The 17,631-nt window shown below is 36.1% G+C and carries 18 protein-coding genes; 6 read left to right on the top strand and 12 right to left on the bottom strand.

Annotation, left to right across the window (positions count from 1 at the left end):
* The first annotated feature begins 65 nt into the window (after nt 1–65).
* Complete coding sequence (locus PMI13_RS02155) at nt 66–1,346, top strand: hemolysin family protein (RefSeq protein ID WP_007840196.1); 1,281 nt, start codon at nt 66–68, stop codon at nt 1,344–1,346.
* A 197-nt stretch (nt 1,347–1,543) separates the two neighbouring features.
* Entirely contained in the window at nt 1,544–1,831 is a 288-nt protein-coding gene (locus PMI13_RS02150; RefSeq protein WP_007840194.1) for a GNAT family N-acetyltransferase, read from the top strand.
* On the opposite strand, the gene PMI13_RS02145 is transcribed toward PMI13_RS02150, so the two are convergent.
* Nucleotides 1,832–2,929 carry an MBL fold metallo-hydrolase gene (locus tag PMI13_RS02145; protein WP_007840192.1) on the bottom strand — a complete coding sequence of 366 codons (1,098 nt, stop codon included), beginning with the start codon at nt 2,927–2,929 and terminating at the stop codon, nt 1,832–1,834.
* Nucleotides 2,930–3,095: 166 nt separating this feature from the next.
* Between PMI13_RS02145 and PMI13_RS02140 the strand changes: the two genes are divergently transcribed.
* The 3 genes from PMI13_RS02140 to PMI13_RS21380 all read left to right on the top strand — a co-directional run bounded on the left by PMI13_RS02140 (nt 3,096) and on the right by PMI13_RS21380 (nt 5,184).
* On the top strand, nt 3,096–4,607 hold the full coding sequence (locus PMI13_RS02140; protein ID WP_007840191.1) for a S41 family peptidase: 1,512 nt from the start codon (nt 3,096–3,098) through the stop codon (nt 4,605–4,607).
* Between the two features lie 86 nt (nt 4,608–4,693).
* Nucleotides 4,694–4,861: a hypothetical protein gene (locus tag PMI13_RS21385; protein ID WP_202948027.1), complete on the top strand. Its 168-nt coding sequence runs from the start codon at nt 4,694–4,696 to the stop codon at nt 4,859–4,861.
* Nucleotides 4,862–4,902: 41 nt separating this feature from the next.
* Nucleotides 4,903–5,184 carry a YdcF family protein gene (locus tag PMI13_RS21380; RefSeq protein ID WP_238536262.1) on the top strand — a complete coding sequence of 94 codons (282 nt, stop codon included), beginning with the start codon at nt 4,903–4,905 and terminating at the stop codon, nt 5,182–5,184.
* Nucleotides 5,185–5,247: 63 nt separating this feature from the next.
* Here the strand turns inward: PMI13_RS21380 and PMI13_RS02130 are convergent, their stop codons facing one another.
* The 6 genes from PMI13_RS02130 to PMI13_RS02105 all read right to left on the bottom strand — a co-directional run bounded on the left by PMI13_RS02130 (nt 5,248) and on the right by PMI13_RS02105 (nt 11,785).
* Nucleotides 5,248–5,841 carry a hypothetical protein gene (locus PMI13_RS02130; RefSeq protein ID WP_007840186.1) on the bottom strand — a complete coding sequence of 198 codons (594 nt, stop codon included), beginning with the start codon at nt 5,839–5,841 and terminating at the stop codon, nt 5,248–5,250.
* A 17-nt stretch (nt 5,842–5,858) separates the two neighbouring features.
* The gene (locus PMI13_RS02125; protein WP_007840185.1) at nt 5,859–6,359 is read right to left on the bottom strand and encodes an RNA polymerase sigma factor; all 501 of its coding nucleotides are present in this window, start codon (nt 6,357–6,359) and stop codon (nt 5,859–5,861) included.
* 128 nt (nt 6,360–6,487) lie between these two features.
* On the bottom strand, nt 6,488–8,497 hold the full coding sequence (locus tag PMI13_RS02120) for a M4 family metallopeptidase (RefSeq protein WP_007840184.1): 2,010 nt from the start codon (nt 8,495–8,497) through the stop codon (nt 6,488–6,490).
* A 111-nt stretch (nt 8,498–8,608) separates the two neighbouring features.
* On the bottom strand, nt 8,609–9,421 hold the full coding sequence (locus PMI13_RS02115; protein ID WP_007840182.1) for a hypothetical protein: 813 nt from the start codon (nt 9,419–9,421) through the stop codon (nt 8,609–8,611).
* Between the two features lie 17 nt (nt 9,422–9,438).
* The gene (locus tag PMI13_RS02110) at nt 9,439–9,942 is read right to left on the bottom strand and encodes an RNA polymerase sigma factor (RefSeq protein WP_007840180.1); all 504 of its coding nucleotides are present in this window, start codon (nt 9,940–9,942) and stop codon (nt 9,439–9,441) included.
* 214 nt (nt 9,943–10,156) lie between these two features.
* Nucleotides 10,157–11,785, bottom strand: coding sequence for an NADP-dependent glyceraldehyde-3-phosphate dehydrogenase (locus PMI13_RS02105; protein WP_007840177.1), 1,629 nt, complete (start codon nt 11,783–11,785; stop codon nt 10,157–10,159).
* 175 nt (nt 11,786–11,960) lie between these two features.
* On the opposite strand from PMI13_RS02105, the gene tpx reads away from it, so the two are divergent.
* A complete protein-coding gene (tpx, locus tag PMI13_RS02100; RefSeq protein ID WP_007840175.1) occupies nt 11,961–12,524 on the top strand; it encodes a thiol peroxidase in 564 nt (187 codons plus the stop codon).
* Nucleotides 12,525–12,584: 60 nt separating this feature from the next.
* Here tpx and PMI13_RS02095 read toward each other — a convergent pair whose 3' ends face one another.
* The 5 genes from PMI13_RS02095 to PMI13_RS02075 all read right to left on the bottom strand — a co-directional run bounded on the left by PMI13_RS02095 (nt 12,585) and on the right by PMI13_RS02075 (nt 17,525).
* Complete coding sequence (locus PMI13_RS02095; RefSeq protein WP_007840173.1) at nt 12,585–13,508, bottom strand: tetratricopeptide repeat protein; 924 nt, start codon at nt 13,506–13,508, stop codon at nt 12,585–12,587.
* Nucleotides 13,509–13,514: 6 nt separating this feature from the next.
* Nucleotides 13,515–14,084 (bottom strand): TonB-dependent receptor, encoded by a 570-nt coding sequence (locus tag PMI13_RS02090; RefSeq protein WP_007840167.1) that lies wholly within the window; start codon nt 14,082–14,084, stop codon nt 13,515–13,517.
* 164 nt (nt 14,085–14,248) lie between these two features.
* Nucleotides 14,249–14,704 (bottom strand): hypothetical protein, encoded by a 456-nt coding sequence (locus PMI13_RS02085; RefSeq protein ID WP_007840165.1) that lies wholly within the window; start codon nt 14,702–14,704, stop codon nt 14,249–14,251.
* A 253-nt stretch (nt 14,705–14,957) separates the two neighbouring features.
* Nucleotides 14,958–16,943, bottom strand: coding sequence for a urocanate hydratase (locus PMI13_RS02080; RefSeq protein ID WP_007840164.1), 1,986 nt, complete (start codon nt 16,941–16,943; stop codon nt 14,958–14,960).
* Between the two features lie 165 nt (nt 16,944–17,108).
* On the bottom strand, nt 17,109–17,525 hold the full coding sequence (locus PMI13_RS02075) for an endonuclease domain-containing protein (protein ID WP_007840163.1): 417 nt from the start codon (nt 17,523–17,525) through the stop codon (nt 17,109–17,111).
* Between the last annotated feature and the right edge of the window lie 106 nt (nt 17,526–17,631).

Below are 17,631 nucleotides of genomic sequence, written 5' to 3'. Positions count from 1 at the left end.
CCACTGGAACTGATTAAAATAATTTTTATATTTATAAAGAACCTCAGATCTTAATTATATCTATTATGGAGATCATCATCATTATTTTACTCATTTTACTCAACGGAGTTTTCTCAATGTCTGAAATGGCACTGGTTTCATCAAGAAGTTTCAAATTAAAAACCGAAAAGAAAAAAGGAAATTACAGTGCAAGGAAAGCTATGGAACTGGCAGAGAATCCGAATCAGTTTCTTTCTACAGTACAAATCGGGATTACCTTAATCGGCATTCTGCTTGGTATTTATTCCGGAAACAGAATAACGACAGATGTGGCTGAATTTATTTCAAAATATGAAATATTCTCCCATTACTCCAGAGAGATCGCTTCATTTCTGGTTGTGGTTATCATTACATTTTTATCTATTGTTTTCGGAGAGCTGATCCCTAAAAGATTAGGTCTTAAATTTCCTGAAAAAATCTCGATGTTTATTGCCCGGCCAATGTACTGGCTGTCAATATTGGCCTCTCCTTTTGTATGGCTCCTTACCATAACGAATGAAGGCTTTTTAAAGTTTTTCGGGATTCAAAATGATGCCAAAGACACGATTACAGAGGAAGAAATAAAATCAATGATCCGGGAAGGTAAGGAAGGCGGTATCATTGAAGAAAGGGAACATGATGTTTTAAAAAATGTTTTTGAACTGGGTGACAGAAAGGTGAGCTCTATGGCAACTCACAAATCAAAAATTATCACGGTAGATGCAGACGATAGCTATCAAACGGTAAAAGAAAAAATTAAAAACAGTTCGTTTTCCGTTTACCCTGTCACCAGCAGTAATAATATAGACAACATCATTGGTGTTGTGAAAATGAGGGATTTATTTGATCTTGACCATAACCAGTTCAATTTGAGAGAGCACCTCAGAAAGGCTATATTTGTAAGTGAAAACTCTTTGATCTATCCTTTAATGGAAAATTTCCAGAATAATAAGTCCCACGTTGCCATTGTGATTGATGAATATGGAACAACAAAAGGGATTATTACCCTGAACGATATTCTGGATGATCTCGTCGGCAATATTCCTGATGGTTCTGACAATGAGCCGGAAATTATCAAACGAACTGAAAACTCCTGGCTGGTTGACGGGAAATGTTCTATTTATGATTTTAAAAAATATTTCAACATTGAAATAGATGAGGCAATCGAAAAAAATTTCATCAGTATTTCAGGGCTGTTCATCAGTACCACGGATAAGGTCCCTAAAACCGGCGACCGGATAAAGATCGGAAATTTATTACTGGAAATAGTGGATAAGGATGGGACAAGGATTGATAAGGTGATGGTGAAAAAGAGTGATGAGTTATGAGTGATGAATGATGAGTGGTACTTGGTGTTTAGGGAATTCTCTTTTAATCTTTTAATCTTTTAATCTTTTAATCTTTTAATCTTATTATAAATTACGTTAATATTCCTGAAAACCCATCCTTCATATCAATTTAATTTGTAATTTTAAGAGAGAAAAGCTTTTATAACTATTTTAAATTCAATCCAATCTCAAAAATTATGGAAAATATAAAATTTGAAATATCTCCATATCAAGATGAATTGCAGATATTAATTGATGAAAAAAAAGCAGGCTATATGTCTATTGAGATTGACGGGAGGCTGCTGATTGTTTATTATACCAAACTTAACGAAGAGCTTGAAGGTAAAGGATACGCCAAAATGCTTCTGGATGAGCTGGTACGCTATGCCGAAGAAAAAGACCTGCTGGTAGATCCTGAATGCGATTTCGTAAGACAACAGTTTGAAAACCATCCGAAACGATATAAAGATATCTGGCACGCCTGATTAGTCTTCCCACCAGGCTCTGAACCTGTTCTCGGAAGTATTCAGATCAACTTTTTCACCAATCATTGGAGTGAGTATATTCAGATTTTTCTCTTTCCCGAGGCTTGTTACCTTTTTCAGAGGCTCATTCCAGGCGTGAAGGGCCAGGGCAAATTTTGAAGAATGCACGGGAATAATATTTCTGGCATTAACATCAATACTAGCCTGTATTACTTCTTCCGGAAGGGCGTGTATATATTTCCAAGCTGCATTGTACTGCCCGTTTTCTATAATGGCATAATCAAACGGCCCATATTTTTCACCAATCATTTTAAAATGGCTGTCGTAGCCGCTGTCACCACCCAGGAATATTTTTTTGGTTGGGGTTTCCAGTACATAAGAAGTCCAGAGGGTATTGTTTCTTTTCATTTTTCTTCCCGAAAAATGCCTTGCCGGAGTAAAGGTAATTTTAATATTATTTTTTAAATCTGAGGTTCCACCCCATTCGTCTTCAATCAGCTGGTTTTCCCGATAGTTCCATTTTTCAAAATGTGCTCCTACTCCCAGGGGCAGAATTACTTTCCCTACTCTTTCTCTGATCGCTTTTACCGTAGGATAATCCAGGTGATCGAAATGATCATGAGTGATGATAAGATAATCGATAGCCGGAATATCCTCAGGTTTAAATATATCTGAGCCCGTAAAAGCTTTATTAAAAAACTTAAACGGCGAACCATAGGAGCTTAAAACCGGATCAATTAAAAAGGAAACTCCATCGGTCTGAATATAATAGGATGAATGCCCCATCCATATAAAAACATCTTCTTCTCTGGGGAGCGTCTTCAGATCGGTATGAATAGCAGGAATATTTTTTAAAGGCTTTAAAAGCGGATCTTTTTTAGCAATAAAAAAATCATACAGCACTTTAGTCATGCTATACCCCTCCGCAAGTGAGGGTGTATGGCTAAGGTTATGAAACTGCTCATTTTTATAAAGCCGCGACTGCTTCATTCTTTCCAGCCTTTTTCCTTTGGGTTCTGTTCCAAAGGTCTCCATACCAATGATCATATAATAAACCAGTATGATTAAGATGATGGTAATTATAATTATGTAAGTCATGCTAATAAAAATAAACTTTCAAATGTATTAACTTTTGATCTATAAAAGAAAGAAACTTAATCTCTTTTACCTAAAATCCATCATTAATAAAAATTATATGTTCCCATTATCCTGATTTAATTTAAACCATTAAATTTGCCCTTTCAAAAAAAGCACAAAAACACCATTGAAAATTATATTATTATTTGGACTGATCATCCTTACCTCCTGCTCTTCTGCTGTCATTCAACAGCAACAGGACGTCTGTATATCTCCGGATAAGCTTAAAAATGATGTTGACTACGCCTATACAAAGCTTAAGCAAATCCATCCTCAGCTGTACCAGTATATTTCAAAAAGGGATCTGGATTATAAAATGGACAGCCTGAAACAGACCATTAATAAGCCGCTGAATCCGGTTCAGTTTTATTTCAAATTACAGCCTGTCATTGCCGGCATCCATGAAGGACACCTTTCTCTTCAGCCTCCTGTTAACAGACCGGCTAGGGATAAAAACAAATTCCCTGGTTACAAAGGCCGTTTATTCGGTTATTTTGGTTATTATATCCATGGCAATCACCTGTATATCACAGAGAATAAAGATCCCGTCTATCCTGTACAGCCCGGTTCCGAGATCCTGAAAATTAATAATGTTCCTGTATCGCAATATATTGAGAGGTACAAAAAAATGATCAGCAGCGATGGTTTTAATTCTACTTTTCTATCATACTATTTAAGGGATACATTTTTCTTTTTTTATACTCTGGAAAATGGATTTTCAGATCATGCGCAGCTTGAAATTTCATATAAACATAAAAAAAAGATTTATACTATTGAAAGAGGAAAAACCAATGAGAAAGACCTGTTACAGGGTAATGAAACCCATAAAAAGACTGCTTCTGCGAATTGTATCACTAACAGAGACCTTAAGTTTTTAACTCCGGATAATTCTGTTGCTTATATGGGCATAAAAAGGTTTTCACACTATGATTCCGATAAGTTTTATAAAGAGGCTTTTGAAAGGATAAAGGAAGCAAAATCATCTTATCTTATCATTGACATCAGAAATAATTATGGCGGCTCGTTACAGGAAATCAATAATCTGTATTCCTACCTGGTTTCCGAACCGTTTACACTTATAAAACCTTCAAGGATTAAATCTGAGTTTTCTCCTTTAAAGACCAATTATTTCAGGAAAAGCAGCACCTGGGAATATGCTTTGAAGGGTATAACCTATCCTACTTTTTTCTTTCTTAAAACCCTTAATACTTATAAAGGAAAGGACGGTAAATCATATTATAAAATAAAAGCGGACCATATCACCAAGCCCAGCAAAGATGCTTTCCATGGAAAAGTGTATGTTCTCATTAATGGCGGAAGCTTTTCAGCTTCTTCTATTTTCAGCTCTAAACTTAAGTTTGACCGCCGGGCTGTCCTGGTAGGAGAAGAAAGTGGCGGGGCCAATGATGGTACGGTTGCAGGCTTCTATTCCTATCAAACCCTTCCCAATTCTAAAATCACCCTTCCCATCGGAATACTTCTGGTGAATCCTAATATTACCCTTTCTCATTCCCGGAGAGGTGTTATTCCGGATATTGAAATCCGTGAAACCCTTAAAGACATCATCCATAAAAATGATGTGCAGCTGAACTGGGTAAAAAATCAGATTGAAAAAGAGAAAAAGAATACTCCGGAATAATTGTATTATTGTATATGGTCAAAAAACTTTTTAAAATATTCAAAATCATTCTATCCCTTTTTATTATTTGGTTGGGGATACATTCTTTGTATATCATTATTGACGGTGTAGCTGATTCCGGACAAAAAGCAGATCTGGCTGTTATTTTAGGAAGTAAAGTAAATGAGAACGGAACATTGTCTGAAAGGCTGCAAAAACGGCTGGAAACCGGTATTGATCTTTATAAAAACCGTAGAATCAAAATATTCTGGTAAGTGGAGGCTTGGGAAAAGAAGGGTATTACGAAGGGGAAAAAATGAAAGAATTTCTGGTTTCAAAAGGAATTCCGGACTCTCTTATTCTTGTCGATAATTATGGAGATAATACAAGAGCAACCATTGATAATACTTTAGCGTTAAAAAAGGAACTGGATTTCAATAGTGTAATTGTTGTTTCTCAATATTTTCATGTTACAAGAACAAAAAAACTTTTTAAGGACAAAGGATTTGTAAATGTAACCAGTGTAAGTTCAAAATATTTTGAACCAAGAGACCTATACTCTATTATCAGGGAATTTCCGGCTTATTACATTCAATAAAAGGAAACTCCATCTATTCTTGCTATGAAAAAAGTTTCGGCGGGCATTCTGCCCGCCGAAACCTTATTTTTTTAATTCTTTTAAAAGATTTTCAATCTGAGTGATGTATTTCCCATAGAAACTTTTAAACCACCATTTCCCGACAAGGTAAAGAAGAAACAACCCACCAACAACAGAGGAAAGAATAGTAGTAGCTATCGTAAAATCACTTATCGGTACCGGACGTGGAATAAACTCCATGACAATAATCAGTTCACAAACCAGAAACGGAATAAAGGCAAGATAAAATGAAAGATAATATTGTTTATTCAGATTGAGCTGGAGCAACAGATCCTGTAAAGTATCAAAAGTTTTCATCACCGGATTACTGATCTCTTTATAAAGCTTGAAAAATTTGCTGAAAAAGAAAAAAGTTACCAATCCCATGGAAGCCAGCAATATGGTGAGATAAAATTTAAATTTAAAGGGAGCTCCGCACATCCAGACTATGGCAAATCCGAAAATAAATATTCCTACGGTTGACCAGAATTCCATGCGCATATTTTTACGCATTTTTTCCAGGGGAAGACTGATCTTTTTATTTTGTTCAATGCTGATTTCCGGTGTTTCTTCAAAAACATCATCATTCCAGGCATTTTTTAGTTCATCTATATTCATTGGTATCGATTTAAAAATTAGTATGTATTTAAATTTAAGATATCTTTTAATTTATTTTTGGCGCGGTTCATTTTTACCCTTACATTTCCCTCCGAAATTCCCATCTGATCAGCAATTTCCTTTCCGGAGAAATTTTCCAGATAATAGAAAATAAAGGCTTTGTCTATTGGATTGAGCTGATGGATGGCATGATACATTTTTGATAGCTTTTCTTCTTTCCCATGATCATATTCATCCTGTTCAATTTTGTAATGAGATAGATCTTCGTTGGCAATAAAGCTTCTTCTTTTTTCAGATTTCAAGAAAATGATAGCCGTGTTCAAGGCGATTCTGTACAGCCAGGTAGAGAATTCGCTCTGGCCTTTGAAACCGGGATATGCTTTCCAGATCTGATAGGTGATTTCCTGAAAAAGATCATCACGGTCATCTTTTTCATCCATGTACATTTTAGAAATCTTGAAAATGATTCCTTTATGTTTTTCAATTTTATCTAAAAATTCTTGTTCTAATGAGGTCATGGTTTCTTACTCTATAGAGTTAGTTTGTGTTTGGAAAATATGTTACAAACTTTTATTAAAAAATAATAAAAAAACCCGACAGAAAAATTTCTGTCGGGTTTCCATTGTGTGTTTTTTTATTTTTAATTTTACTCAACTACTATTTTCTTGGAAACAGTATTGCCGTCTGCATTAATTTTTAATACATAAACTCCTTTCTGAGTTCCGCTTATATTAATTTTATTTGCTCCTTTATTTAATTTTTCGGTTTGCTTAACAAGTTTTCCTGAAACATCATAGATTTCAAATGTAGCATTATTCTTATTGTTATCTATGGTGAATACACCGTTTTTCGCAGGATTCGGATAAACATTGAACTGGCCTTCCAGCTTGGAAACTTCATTAGTTGCCAATACACCGTTTCCGATACCTACTGCATACCAGGCATTAATATTCTGAAGCTGTTCTGTTCCTGCAGCCCCGTACAAATCTGTAACCGCCTGTTTTGTTGCGTTATAAGCATCAAGAAAAGTACTGTTAGGCGTTAAATAAGTCGTTAATGTTTTGTAAGCAATTTTTTCAGCCTTTGCAAGGGTAATTCCTGTAACATTATAAGCATTTCCGATATCATTTGTTCCGGATCCTCCTTGTGAAAGCAAATAGAACCAATAGTTCCCTACTCCGCTATTAGCGTGTACACCACCGTAATCATTATCCGCAGAGGTATTAGCCGTATTTACCCAAAAGGTTCCCTGATAGGTATCCGGTTGTTTACCAAGAGACTGAAGCCCTGCATTCGGGTTGCTCATATTTCGGATATAATTAACGGAGGTATTAAGAATCCCTTCTCCCATTGTCCAGTTTGCCATTGAAGGTGCTCCGTAAAATTCAATAGCAGTTCCGAATATATCGGCAAAAGATTCATTTAATGCACCTGATTCCGCCTGATAATTAAGTCCTCCGGTTCCGTTTCTGGAGATAATCATGTGAGAATATTCGTGACCGCCTACATCAATAGATGCCATTGTATTGGCTACTCCAGGTTGAGCAGGTATATTACCGTTTCCAAATGCCATAAACTGCATTCCGTTGGATAGGCCTACAGCTGTTGCGTTAAATCCGTATCCTGCAGGAAGGCTTGGATTCAGGTTGGAAAAATCCATATTATAATAATTGGAGATTGCCGCGCCCTGCCCATCGTAGCTATTCCTGTTGAATTTGTTTAAATAATAGTCATAGGAAGATTTAATAGCCCAGTGTACTTCTACCGGTGCTTTTGTAGCTGCTGCCGTGAAATTTGCAGTGGCATTTGTATATTCGGTTGCTCCGTTCAGGATAATATATCCATTGGCATCAAGCCCGATCTGGCCATCAATGCTTGTTGCATCCATAGTACGGATCTTTCTTGCATTATCCAGCAACCTGTAGGCACCGTTATATGAATCTACTGTGATCGACTGATTCCCTTTGTAAAATGTAGCACTTACGGAAGGAGTATCTACGGTGTGGATCTGAGAAAGTGATTTAACGATTTCTTTCGATGAATTGTCTATATAATACACCTTGGAGAAAAGAGGTTTCATAGCGGAAGCCCAAACCATTGATGTGCTGTGCAGGCTTATTCCTCTTCCATTATAAACTTTTGCAATTACATTTTCAATATCGGAAAAAATCAAATCATCAGCTGCAGTATGGGTATCGGAAGAGATAATATTTTTCAGTTCCTGGGGAGAAACCTGCTGACCTGCCGTTACAGCAATATTATTAATCACCTCACCATTTACATAGGTTACCAGATTGTTTTTTTCGTGAATTGAAATGATATCATCCATCACTTTAATCCCTTGAAAATAATGCTGATATATGGAATGTTTGATTCCTAATTCATCTGTAGATGCGTTAACAAATTTAAAAGTGTGATCACTTCCTGTTCCCAACCATTCACCTAAATGATTAATCAAAAAATCTGAAGAAACACTCTGACCGCTAAAATTAGCCTGAAAAGTTCCCATTAAAGAGGATGTGGAAATCCGGGGTAAGTCTTTAACAGAAATTTCCGATCTGTCTTTTTGGTTTTGTGCCTGCACCAGAGAGAGTGGAGCTACACCAATAGCAAGGGTAAAAGCTAATGCTTTAACGAAAGTAGTAGTTTTTCTCATAATATTTACTTGATTAAATTTCCCAGTTAGTAGAAAAAAAATATAAATGTTACATAATTGTTGAAAATTTTTAATAAAAAAATTCTTATTTATAGGATAACACACACTGAATCAATTCAATCTGTCCAAAGTGTTAAGCAGGATATTTAAATCCAAATAACCGAGCTTGGCAGCCACAATAATAATGATCAGAAGTACTAATGTCAGAAAAAATATGATGAATATATACACTCCTACAAACCATAATACCGTATTGATAATATTGCCGGTAATGCCATATTTATTCATGAAAAACTGTTGTGATTTTTCAAACCACGTTTTTCTTCTTACGACTTTCGGTTTTACTTCAATTCCGTTGAGCTCATCTACCAGGCTCACCACATTTTCAATGTATTTGCCATACATATAATAGATCCAGTATTTGATGATGAAGCAGATTAATAAAATACTTATCATAAGACTTACTGCGAAAATGGCAACATTATAACGCTCTTCAAAATGAAACCCTATCTGAATAAGGCATAAAAGAAAAGCAAGGGGAATATAGGAAATATAATAAGCAATATAAATTTCCTTGGAGATTAAAAGCTGGGTTTTAATCGCAAACAGGTCATAATTGGTATTGATACTGCTTTTTTTAAGCAATCTGTACAATTTGATAAACCTGGAATAAAAATAAATAATAAAGCCCAGTGATAAGATCACTTCAAATATCGATATTGTTTTGATATTGGAATCATGGGTGGCAAAAGGAAAACCATACAAAAGTGTGGGTAATGTAACGATCATTAACCAAAATTCAGTTTTCATATTGATCCTTATCATCTCCAGGGGAGAATGAATTTCATTCTGTTTTTCCAAAGAGATCTCCGGAAGATCCTGTTTATCTTTATTCCAAAGTTCTTTAAAATTTTCTAATTCCATTTCCTTATTGTTTAGGTTTAAGCGGTCCTTTGCTTTTCAATTATTTCTTTCAGCTTTATTTTAGCTCTGTTAAGCTTCACTCTTGCATTTACTTCCGTAATTCCCAACTGCCTGGCAATTTCTTTACCCGGAAAATCTTCTAAAAAGAAAAAAATAAGTGCTTTATCAATAGGACTTAGCTGATGAATCGCTTCATACATCATTTTCATATTTTTATCATCGGTATCATTATAATTCTCCTGATGGATCGTAAAATTTTCGATGTTCTGATGCTGTATAAAATTGCGTTTTTTTTCACTTCGTAGAAATACAATGGCTGTATTAAGCGCTGTTCTGTAAAGCCAGGTTGAGAAATCACTTTTCCTTTGGAAATCTTTGTATGACTTCCAGGCCTGGTAAACAATCTCCTGATAGAGATCATTCTGGTCTTCCTGATTATCCATATACATCTTAGAGATTTTGAAAACCACTCCTTTGTGCTTTTCAATCTTCTCCAGAAATTCTTTTTCCAATAAAGACATCCCACTTCACTCTGTACAGTTAGTAAGATTTTCACACAAATGTTACATATTTTAACAAAAAAAATCATTTTAAATTAAGTTTTAACAAAAATCAATCTTATTTTTTCACTTACTGAATAAATTCATGTAGGACGATTGCTTATATCAGATGTAAAATTAAAGCTCCGGCAGGAAATTAAAATTTCCTGCCGGAGCTTCTTATGTAATCACTTAATTAAAAAATATAATCTGTGCTCAGGAAGTTGGAATCATGTTCTCTTACAATTGTATTTAACAGGTTCCTGTTGGAATCCGTTACTTTTGCCGCTACCAGAGAACGGATTGAGAATGAACGAAGCGCATCAAAAACAGAAAGGGTACCTTCCGCACTGTCTTTTCTTCCGGTAAACGGAAATACATCCGGACCACGCTGAGCCTGGCAATTGATATTCACCCGGCTTACCAGATTCACAAATGAGTCAATTAATTTTGATACTTCATGCGGATCTTCACTGAAAATACTTACCTGCATCCCGTGTGAAGCGTTCACCTGATAGTCAACAGGCTCATCGATACTATCAAAAGGAACAACAGGAATCACAGGCCCAAACTGTTCTTCATGATATAATTTCATTTCACTGTTCACCGGATACACTACTGCAGGAAACATAAAAGAAGCTTCATTATAGCCTCCGTTTTCATTTAATACTTTCGCGCCTTTTGCCAGGGCATCATCAATGCATTCTTTGAGATATGGTGGCTTATTAACTTCAGGAAGCGGTGTAATTTTCACATCTTTTTCCCATGGAAGCCCCGGTTTTAAAGCAGATACCGCAGCATTCAGCTTTTCAGTGAATTCGGCGACAACTTCTTTTTGTACAAATATCAATTTAAGGGCTGTACAGCGCTGCCCGTTAAAGGAAAGTGCGCCCAGGATACATTCACTTACCGCTACATCAAGATCTGCATTTTTGGTAACGATCGCTGCATTTTTAGCATCCAAACTTAATATCGCCCTTAAACGGTTAACTTTCGGGTGTAATTTTTTCAGTCCGTTGGCTACCTTACTTGATCCGATGAAAGCCAGAACATTCACTTTCCCGCTTTCCATAATCGGGGTGATGATCTCAGAACCTTTTCCGTATAATGTATTTACAGTACCTTTAGGGAAAGCTTCCTTAAAGGCATTCAACAATGGATAATGGGCCAGAACACCATGTTTGGGCAATTTAAATAAGATGGTATTCCCCATAATCAATGCAGGGATCAGGGTGGTAAATATTTCGTTCAAAGGATAATTGAATGGTCCCATACTCAATACAACTCCCAGCGGAGCTCTTCTGATCTGGGCAATGGTTCCTTCCGCCTGCTGGAAACGTGATGATTCACGGTCAAGGTCTTTCAAGGCATCAATGGTCTGGTTGATGTAATCTACGGTGCGGTCAAATTCTTTGGTAGAATCAGCCAGGGTTTTTCCGATTTCCCACATCAGCAGTTTGATAATCAGGTCCCGTTGCTGAATCATCAGGTATACAAACTTCTGCATGCATTGTATACGCCCTTCAACGGACATCGTGGGCCATTCTCCAAGGCCATTGTCATAGGCTTTAACTGAAGCTTCAAGCACTTCCATTGCATCTTCCGGGCCTATATTCGGGATACTTCCCAACATTTTTCTTTCCAATCCGTTTTCTGTAGGAATACAAACCGGGGAATAAATATTTGTGACCTCTCCTTTCCATTCTACAAGTTCACCATTCAGCAGATAGGTTCTCTGATGGATTTCAGGGACTTTATATTCTTCAGGGATTTCATTTTCGCTTTTAAAAATTTCGTGAAATGACGGCTTATGTATTGAATCCATAAATCTATTTTATTTTTTTAATAATTAAGAGTAATTTTTTTGTCAGAATAAAGGTAGATGTTAAAATTGATTTTAAAAATAGCCAGGTAATAGATTTGTTCTATTTGAAGACTGTTTGAATTAAAATTAATGTTGGGTACTAAAAAAATGAATAATTTTACTGAAAATAAAATTTATGCTTTCAAAATTAACTTTCAGCACGTTATTTTTTTTCTCAATATTTGCTTTTGCCCAAAACACGGTTTTGATGGGAGGAAAGCCTGTGCATACTTACGCAAAATTGCCATCGGTAAATAAAGCAGCTCCAAAATTTACCCTTACAGATGTTACGATGAAAGATCAGTCATTAGATTCCTATAAAGGGAAATTCCTGATCCTTAACATCTTTCCAAGCGTAGACACCGGCGTTTGCTCGGCTTCTGTACGTCATTTTAATGAAGATGCTGCCAATATTCCGAATACGGTTGTTCTTTGTATTTCCAAAGATTTGCCTTTCGCGCAAAAGAGGTTTTGTGGAGCAGAAGGAATAAAGAATGTAGTAATGCTTTCTGATTTCCGTTCTGATTTTGGAAAAACTTATGGTGTAGAGATCACAGATTCTGTGATGAAAGGTCTTTTAAGCAGGGCCGTTGTTGTGATTGAACCTTCAGGAAAAATCGTTTATGAAGAACAGGTTGCTGATATTTCACACGAACCGGATTATGAAGCGGCTATCGCAGCAGTAAAAAAAGTAAATTGATTTTTAAAGTATTTTAAAAACAGCTCCGGCGATCTTCGATCGCCGGAGCTGTTTTATCTTCTATTTAAGCATTGGAAAAACTTTCTTCCTGAATAGGAATACCACTACCGCTACAGCTATCAATGCCAGAATCGAAGTATAAAGGTTTATTCTCGGAAGATTCAATTCCAGAATTTCTTTTTTTATTTGCTCTTCCGAATAATCTGTTTCATTTTTAATGTCCGGGGTTTTAGATATTGTCAATCTTTCTTTTAAAACCAAATCATCAAACCCATATTCTTTTGCCAACTGATAATTTGCGTAGGCATCAGGCTTCCAGCCTACGAGATATGAGATATTTCCCAGATCAAATAAAAGCCGGGCAACAATTTTATCTTTAGGCTTAACAAAAGAGATTCTCTCATTCAATTGATAATATAACATTTTGCGCAGAGCATGCAGGTCTTCAGTATCAGTTTTCGGGTATTTCCCTTTTCCGAAATCTTTACCTATCAGAAAATCTGAAGTATAATATTTTTCTCCTTTTAATTTTGCTTTTAAAATATTGACATGAATCCACTCTGATCCTGAATGAGAATGGGGATCAATGGCAATAGATTTTTCAATCCATTTTAATGCTTCTTTATTATCACCTATTAATTCATAAGCTGTTCCCATATTTGAAGCCGTTGAATATCTACCGGGTTTTATAGACTCAATTTGTTTGTAAAGCTCAACTGCTTCTTTATATTTCCCCTGGATAATTAAAATATAACCCTTATCAGAGAGATAATCAAGGTCTTTTGTCTTTTTGTAACCTTTTTCAAGTGACAGAATAATATAATCCAGATCTTTGGGAAAATCGTGCCCATAAGGAACACCATATTCCTGATCTGTATATAATGTCAGTTTATTGGCAAGTTCCCGGGTATCTCCGTTCAAACAGGCCAGTGAAGGAGTAAATAATGAAAATATAAAAACTAAGGTTAATAATATTTTTCTCATATAATTTTATTTCTTTTTTGTCTTAATCTCAATCACTCCGTTTTCACCTTCTTTACCATACAGTTTTTTTGCTCCATCACCTGAAAGTACATTGATACTTTTAACCCTATCAGGGTTTAACTTCCGCATTTCAACTTCGGAGATTTTCTTACCGTTTAATAAGATCACCGGTTTACCGGCAGCTCTTGAAAGCGGTGCGCCCAGTCGGATTGTTCTATTTCTATATGCTGAATCATTGATGGGATGATTGATGTTAACCCCCTTTGTCCGGTCAATAATTTTCACTTTTTCATTTTTTATTTCCTGCGCCTTTACTGTTGCTAAAGTTCCACCCGTCGCCAGTAACCCGAATGCTATTTTAGCAGCTATTGAAAAACTTAAGTTTCTTCCCAACTGGTCACCCCTGAATCTTCCACATATTTTTTCCCCGGAATTCAGTCTGTTCAAAAGCTCTTCATCTGAAAAACCAGTAAAATCCTGAACGGTTTCAGAACATATCTGACAGAATCTTCCTTTTTCATCCGGCGTCATATATTCCCAGTTTTCATGACATGGTTTTGGAATGCTAAGTTTCATAAGATCTTTTTATTTTAAAAGATGCTCTGTTTGGGGAAAAGGTTGGAAAAGATTAATCAATATTTGACATTTTTTAATAAAAAATAAACTTTCATCCGCAATATTCGGAAGTGTCATTTTCAGATTCGACTCCCATTTCATTGCTCATATCATGAAAATAATATCTAGTCTTCGCTCCCTCCAATATAATTAAATTCCTGTACTGAATAATATAAAAAAAACAATATCAATAGGTCATCAATAGAATCATTAACTTCCACATAATACATAGATTCCTTACTTTTATTTTTCTCAAATTTAATTTCTATTAAAAGCTTTCCTTTTTCAAATAACTGATTCGTTTTATTTAATTTGAAATTGTAAATCCTAACATCTTCTCCAGACTTAATAATTCTTTCTTTTTGTAAGTCCGTAAAATAAATAATTCCTTTGGAGTTGAAAAGTTCTGCATCATTCTTTAGAAAACCAACATTCCTTATATCATAACTCCTGGAATTAAAAATAATATAATATCCTGAAGAAAAGAATTTATTCATCTCTACAATTCTTCCAATTTCTTTTCGATCCTCCGAAATTAAAACAAACTGTTTATTATTAATTTGAACGGTATATTTTTCCAAGTATTTTATTCTTTACTTTCAATAACAACAACCCGTATTCCCCTACCTTTCCATAAAGCTTTAATTCTCCTTCACCAGAAAGTACACTGATGCTTTTAACCATGATTTTGGCACTTCAGGTCTCGTAGGTAATATTTTTTTTATAAAGTTAATTTATTTTTGAAAAAGGTTAGAAAAGTTTAATCAATGTTTGTCGTTTTTTTCTTAAAAATAAAACCTGCTTCACAGCAGGTTTTTTATATTTAAAAAGTTTTTAAAACAAACTTTCATCTACAAGATTCGGAAGTGTCACTTTCAGATTCGGCTCCACCTCCATTGCTCTTTTGATCGCAAAAATCGCGCCTTCATTTCTTGCCCAGCTTCTTCTTGAAATTCCGTTATTGACATCCCAGAACAGCATAGATTTCAGTCTTCTGTCTGCATCATCACTTCCATCCAGTAACATTCCGAAACCACCATTGATCACTTCTCCCCAGCCTACTCCGCCTCCGTTATGAATGGAAACCCAGGTTGCGCCACGGAAGCTGTCACCAATCACGTTATGGATTGCCATATCTGCTGTAAACCTTGATCCGTCATAGATGTTTGAAGTCTCCCTGTAAGGTGAATCTGTTCCTGAAACATCATGATGGTCCCTCCCCAGAACTACCGGTCCGATTTCACCATTTTTAATCGCTTTATTGAATGCTTCGGCAATTTTCATCCTGCCCTCCGCATCGGCATATAAAATTCTTGCCTGTGAGCCTACGACCAGCTTATTCTCCTGAGCTCCCTTGATCCACTGGATATTATCTTTCATCTGCTGCTGGATCTCTTCCGGTGAATTCTGCTGAATTCCTTCTAAAATCTGACAGGCAATATCATCTGTTTTCTGTAAATCTTCAGGCTTTCCGCTTGTGCATACCCAACGGAATGGTCCGAAACCATAATCAAAACACATCGGCCCCATAATATCCTGAACATAGCTCGGATATCTGAATTCCCTTCCCAGGGTTGGATTTTCAGACATGACATCTGCCCCGGCTCTTGAAGCTTCCAGTAAAAAGGCGTTTCCGTAATCAAAGAAATACGTTCCTTTTTCTGTATGCTTATTGATCGCTGCTGCATGTCTTCTCAGTGTTTCCTGAACTTTCTGCTTGAATAATTCAGGATTTTCAGCCATCATTGCATTCGATTCTTCAAAACTCTGCCCCACAGGATAATACCCGCCTGCCCAGGGATTATGAAGGGAAGTCTGGTCTGAACCAATATCGATTCTTAAATTCTCCTGATCAAATTTTTCCCAAACCTCAACAATATTTCCAAGATATGCCAATGAAACCGTTTCTTTATTGTCCTGGGCTTTTCTTACTCTCTCTACCAATTCATCAAGGTTTTCATGGATTTCATTCACCCATTTCTGTTCATGACGGATTTTTGTGATTTTAGGGTTTACTTCGGCACAAACCGTCACACAACCTGCAATATTTCCTGCTTTTGGCTGGGCACCACTCATACCTCCCAATCCGGAAGTTACAAAAAGTCCGCCTTTAGGTTCTTTTTTTATTTTCCTGAAGGCATTCAGTACCGTAATCGTTGTCCCATGAACGATTCCCTGCGGACCAATATACATATAGCTTCCCGCCGTCATCTGCCCATATTGGGAAACTCCCAGTGCATTAAACTTTTCCCAGTCATCCGGCTTTGAATAATTTGGAATAACCATCCCGTTGGTTACCACCACTCTCGGCGCATCTTTGTGAGACGGAAATAATCCCATCGGGTGACCAGAATACATCACCAGGGTTTGCTCATCAGACATTTCCGACAAATATCTCATCGTCAGAAGATACTGTGCCCAGTTTTGAAAAACAGCACCGTTTCCTCCATAAGTAATCAATTCATGGGGATGCTGGGCAACTGCATAATCCAGGTTATTCTGAATCATCAGCATAATAGATTTTGCCTGCTCAGATTTACCGGGATAATATGTAATCGGCCTCGCCTTCATCTCATAATCCGGACGGAAACGATACATATAAACCCTTCCATACTCTTCAAGCTCCTGCTTAAATTCCGGTAATAACTCCTCATGAAACTGAGGTTCAAAATAACGTAATGCGTTTTTTAAAGCTAATTTTTTTTCTTCGTCAGTTAAAATTTCCTTACGCTTCGGAGCATGGTTGATATTGGTTTCGTATGGTTTAGATGAAGGCAGTTGATTGGGTATACCCTGCTGTATTTGTTCTTGAAAAGTCATAGTACTGTTTAAAGTTCAACGTTTAAATCTCAATTTTAAAATTCAAAATTTTTGACGTTTTAAAGATATTCAAATTAGAAAATACAATGCAAAGAAAACGAAAAAAATTCCCCTCCTCCGGAGGGGTGGATTCCAAAATTTGATAAATTTTGGAAGACGGGGTGGTTAAAATCCATAATGCTCAATAATAAAACGTTCCAGATCTTTCATCACCACAGCTAAATTATTTTTGATATCGAAGTCTGTAATTATAAAAACTTTTAAGGTTAAAGATTCAAGATATTTCTGTCTTTCTTCGTCATATATTTGTTTTTTACCATGGCTCCAACCGTTGATTTCAATAACCAGACCCAATTTTTTCACATAAAAATCAACAATATAATTCCCAATGATCCTCTGTCTGTCAAAATCAATATTGTAGAAAGATCCGGAACGGACCTGTTTCCAGAAAAGAACTTCACTCAGAATTCCAGCTTTGCGCTTATCTCTTAAAAGGTTTTTCAAATGTGGATTGTAGGGAAGTTTTTCAATGAAATTCCTATGGATAGGAATCCCATTGATATGGGTGAGGGTTTCATTCATGTTTGTGTTTTTATTTTAAACCACCCCCGCTTCTCCTTTCAGTTCGAAGCGAGGCTGTCTCAAAAGGGGCAGTCTTTTTTCTGTCTCAAAATTTGTAGTTTACGAT

This window comes from Chryseobacterium populi, assembly GCF_000282115.1.
GTDB classification, from domain to species: domain Bacteria; phylum Bacteroidota; class Bacteroidia; order Flavobacteriales; family Weeksellaceae; genus Chryseobacterium; species Chryseobacterium populi.
The sequence above is the reverse complement of the archived record's forward strand: the minus strand, read 5'-3'. Positions and strand labels throughout refer to the sequence as shown.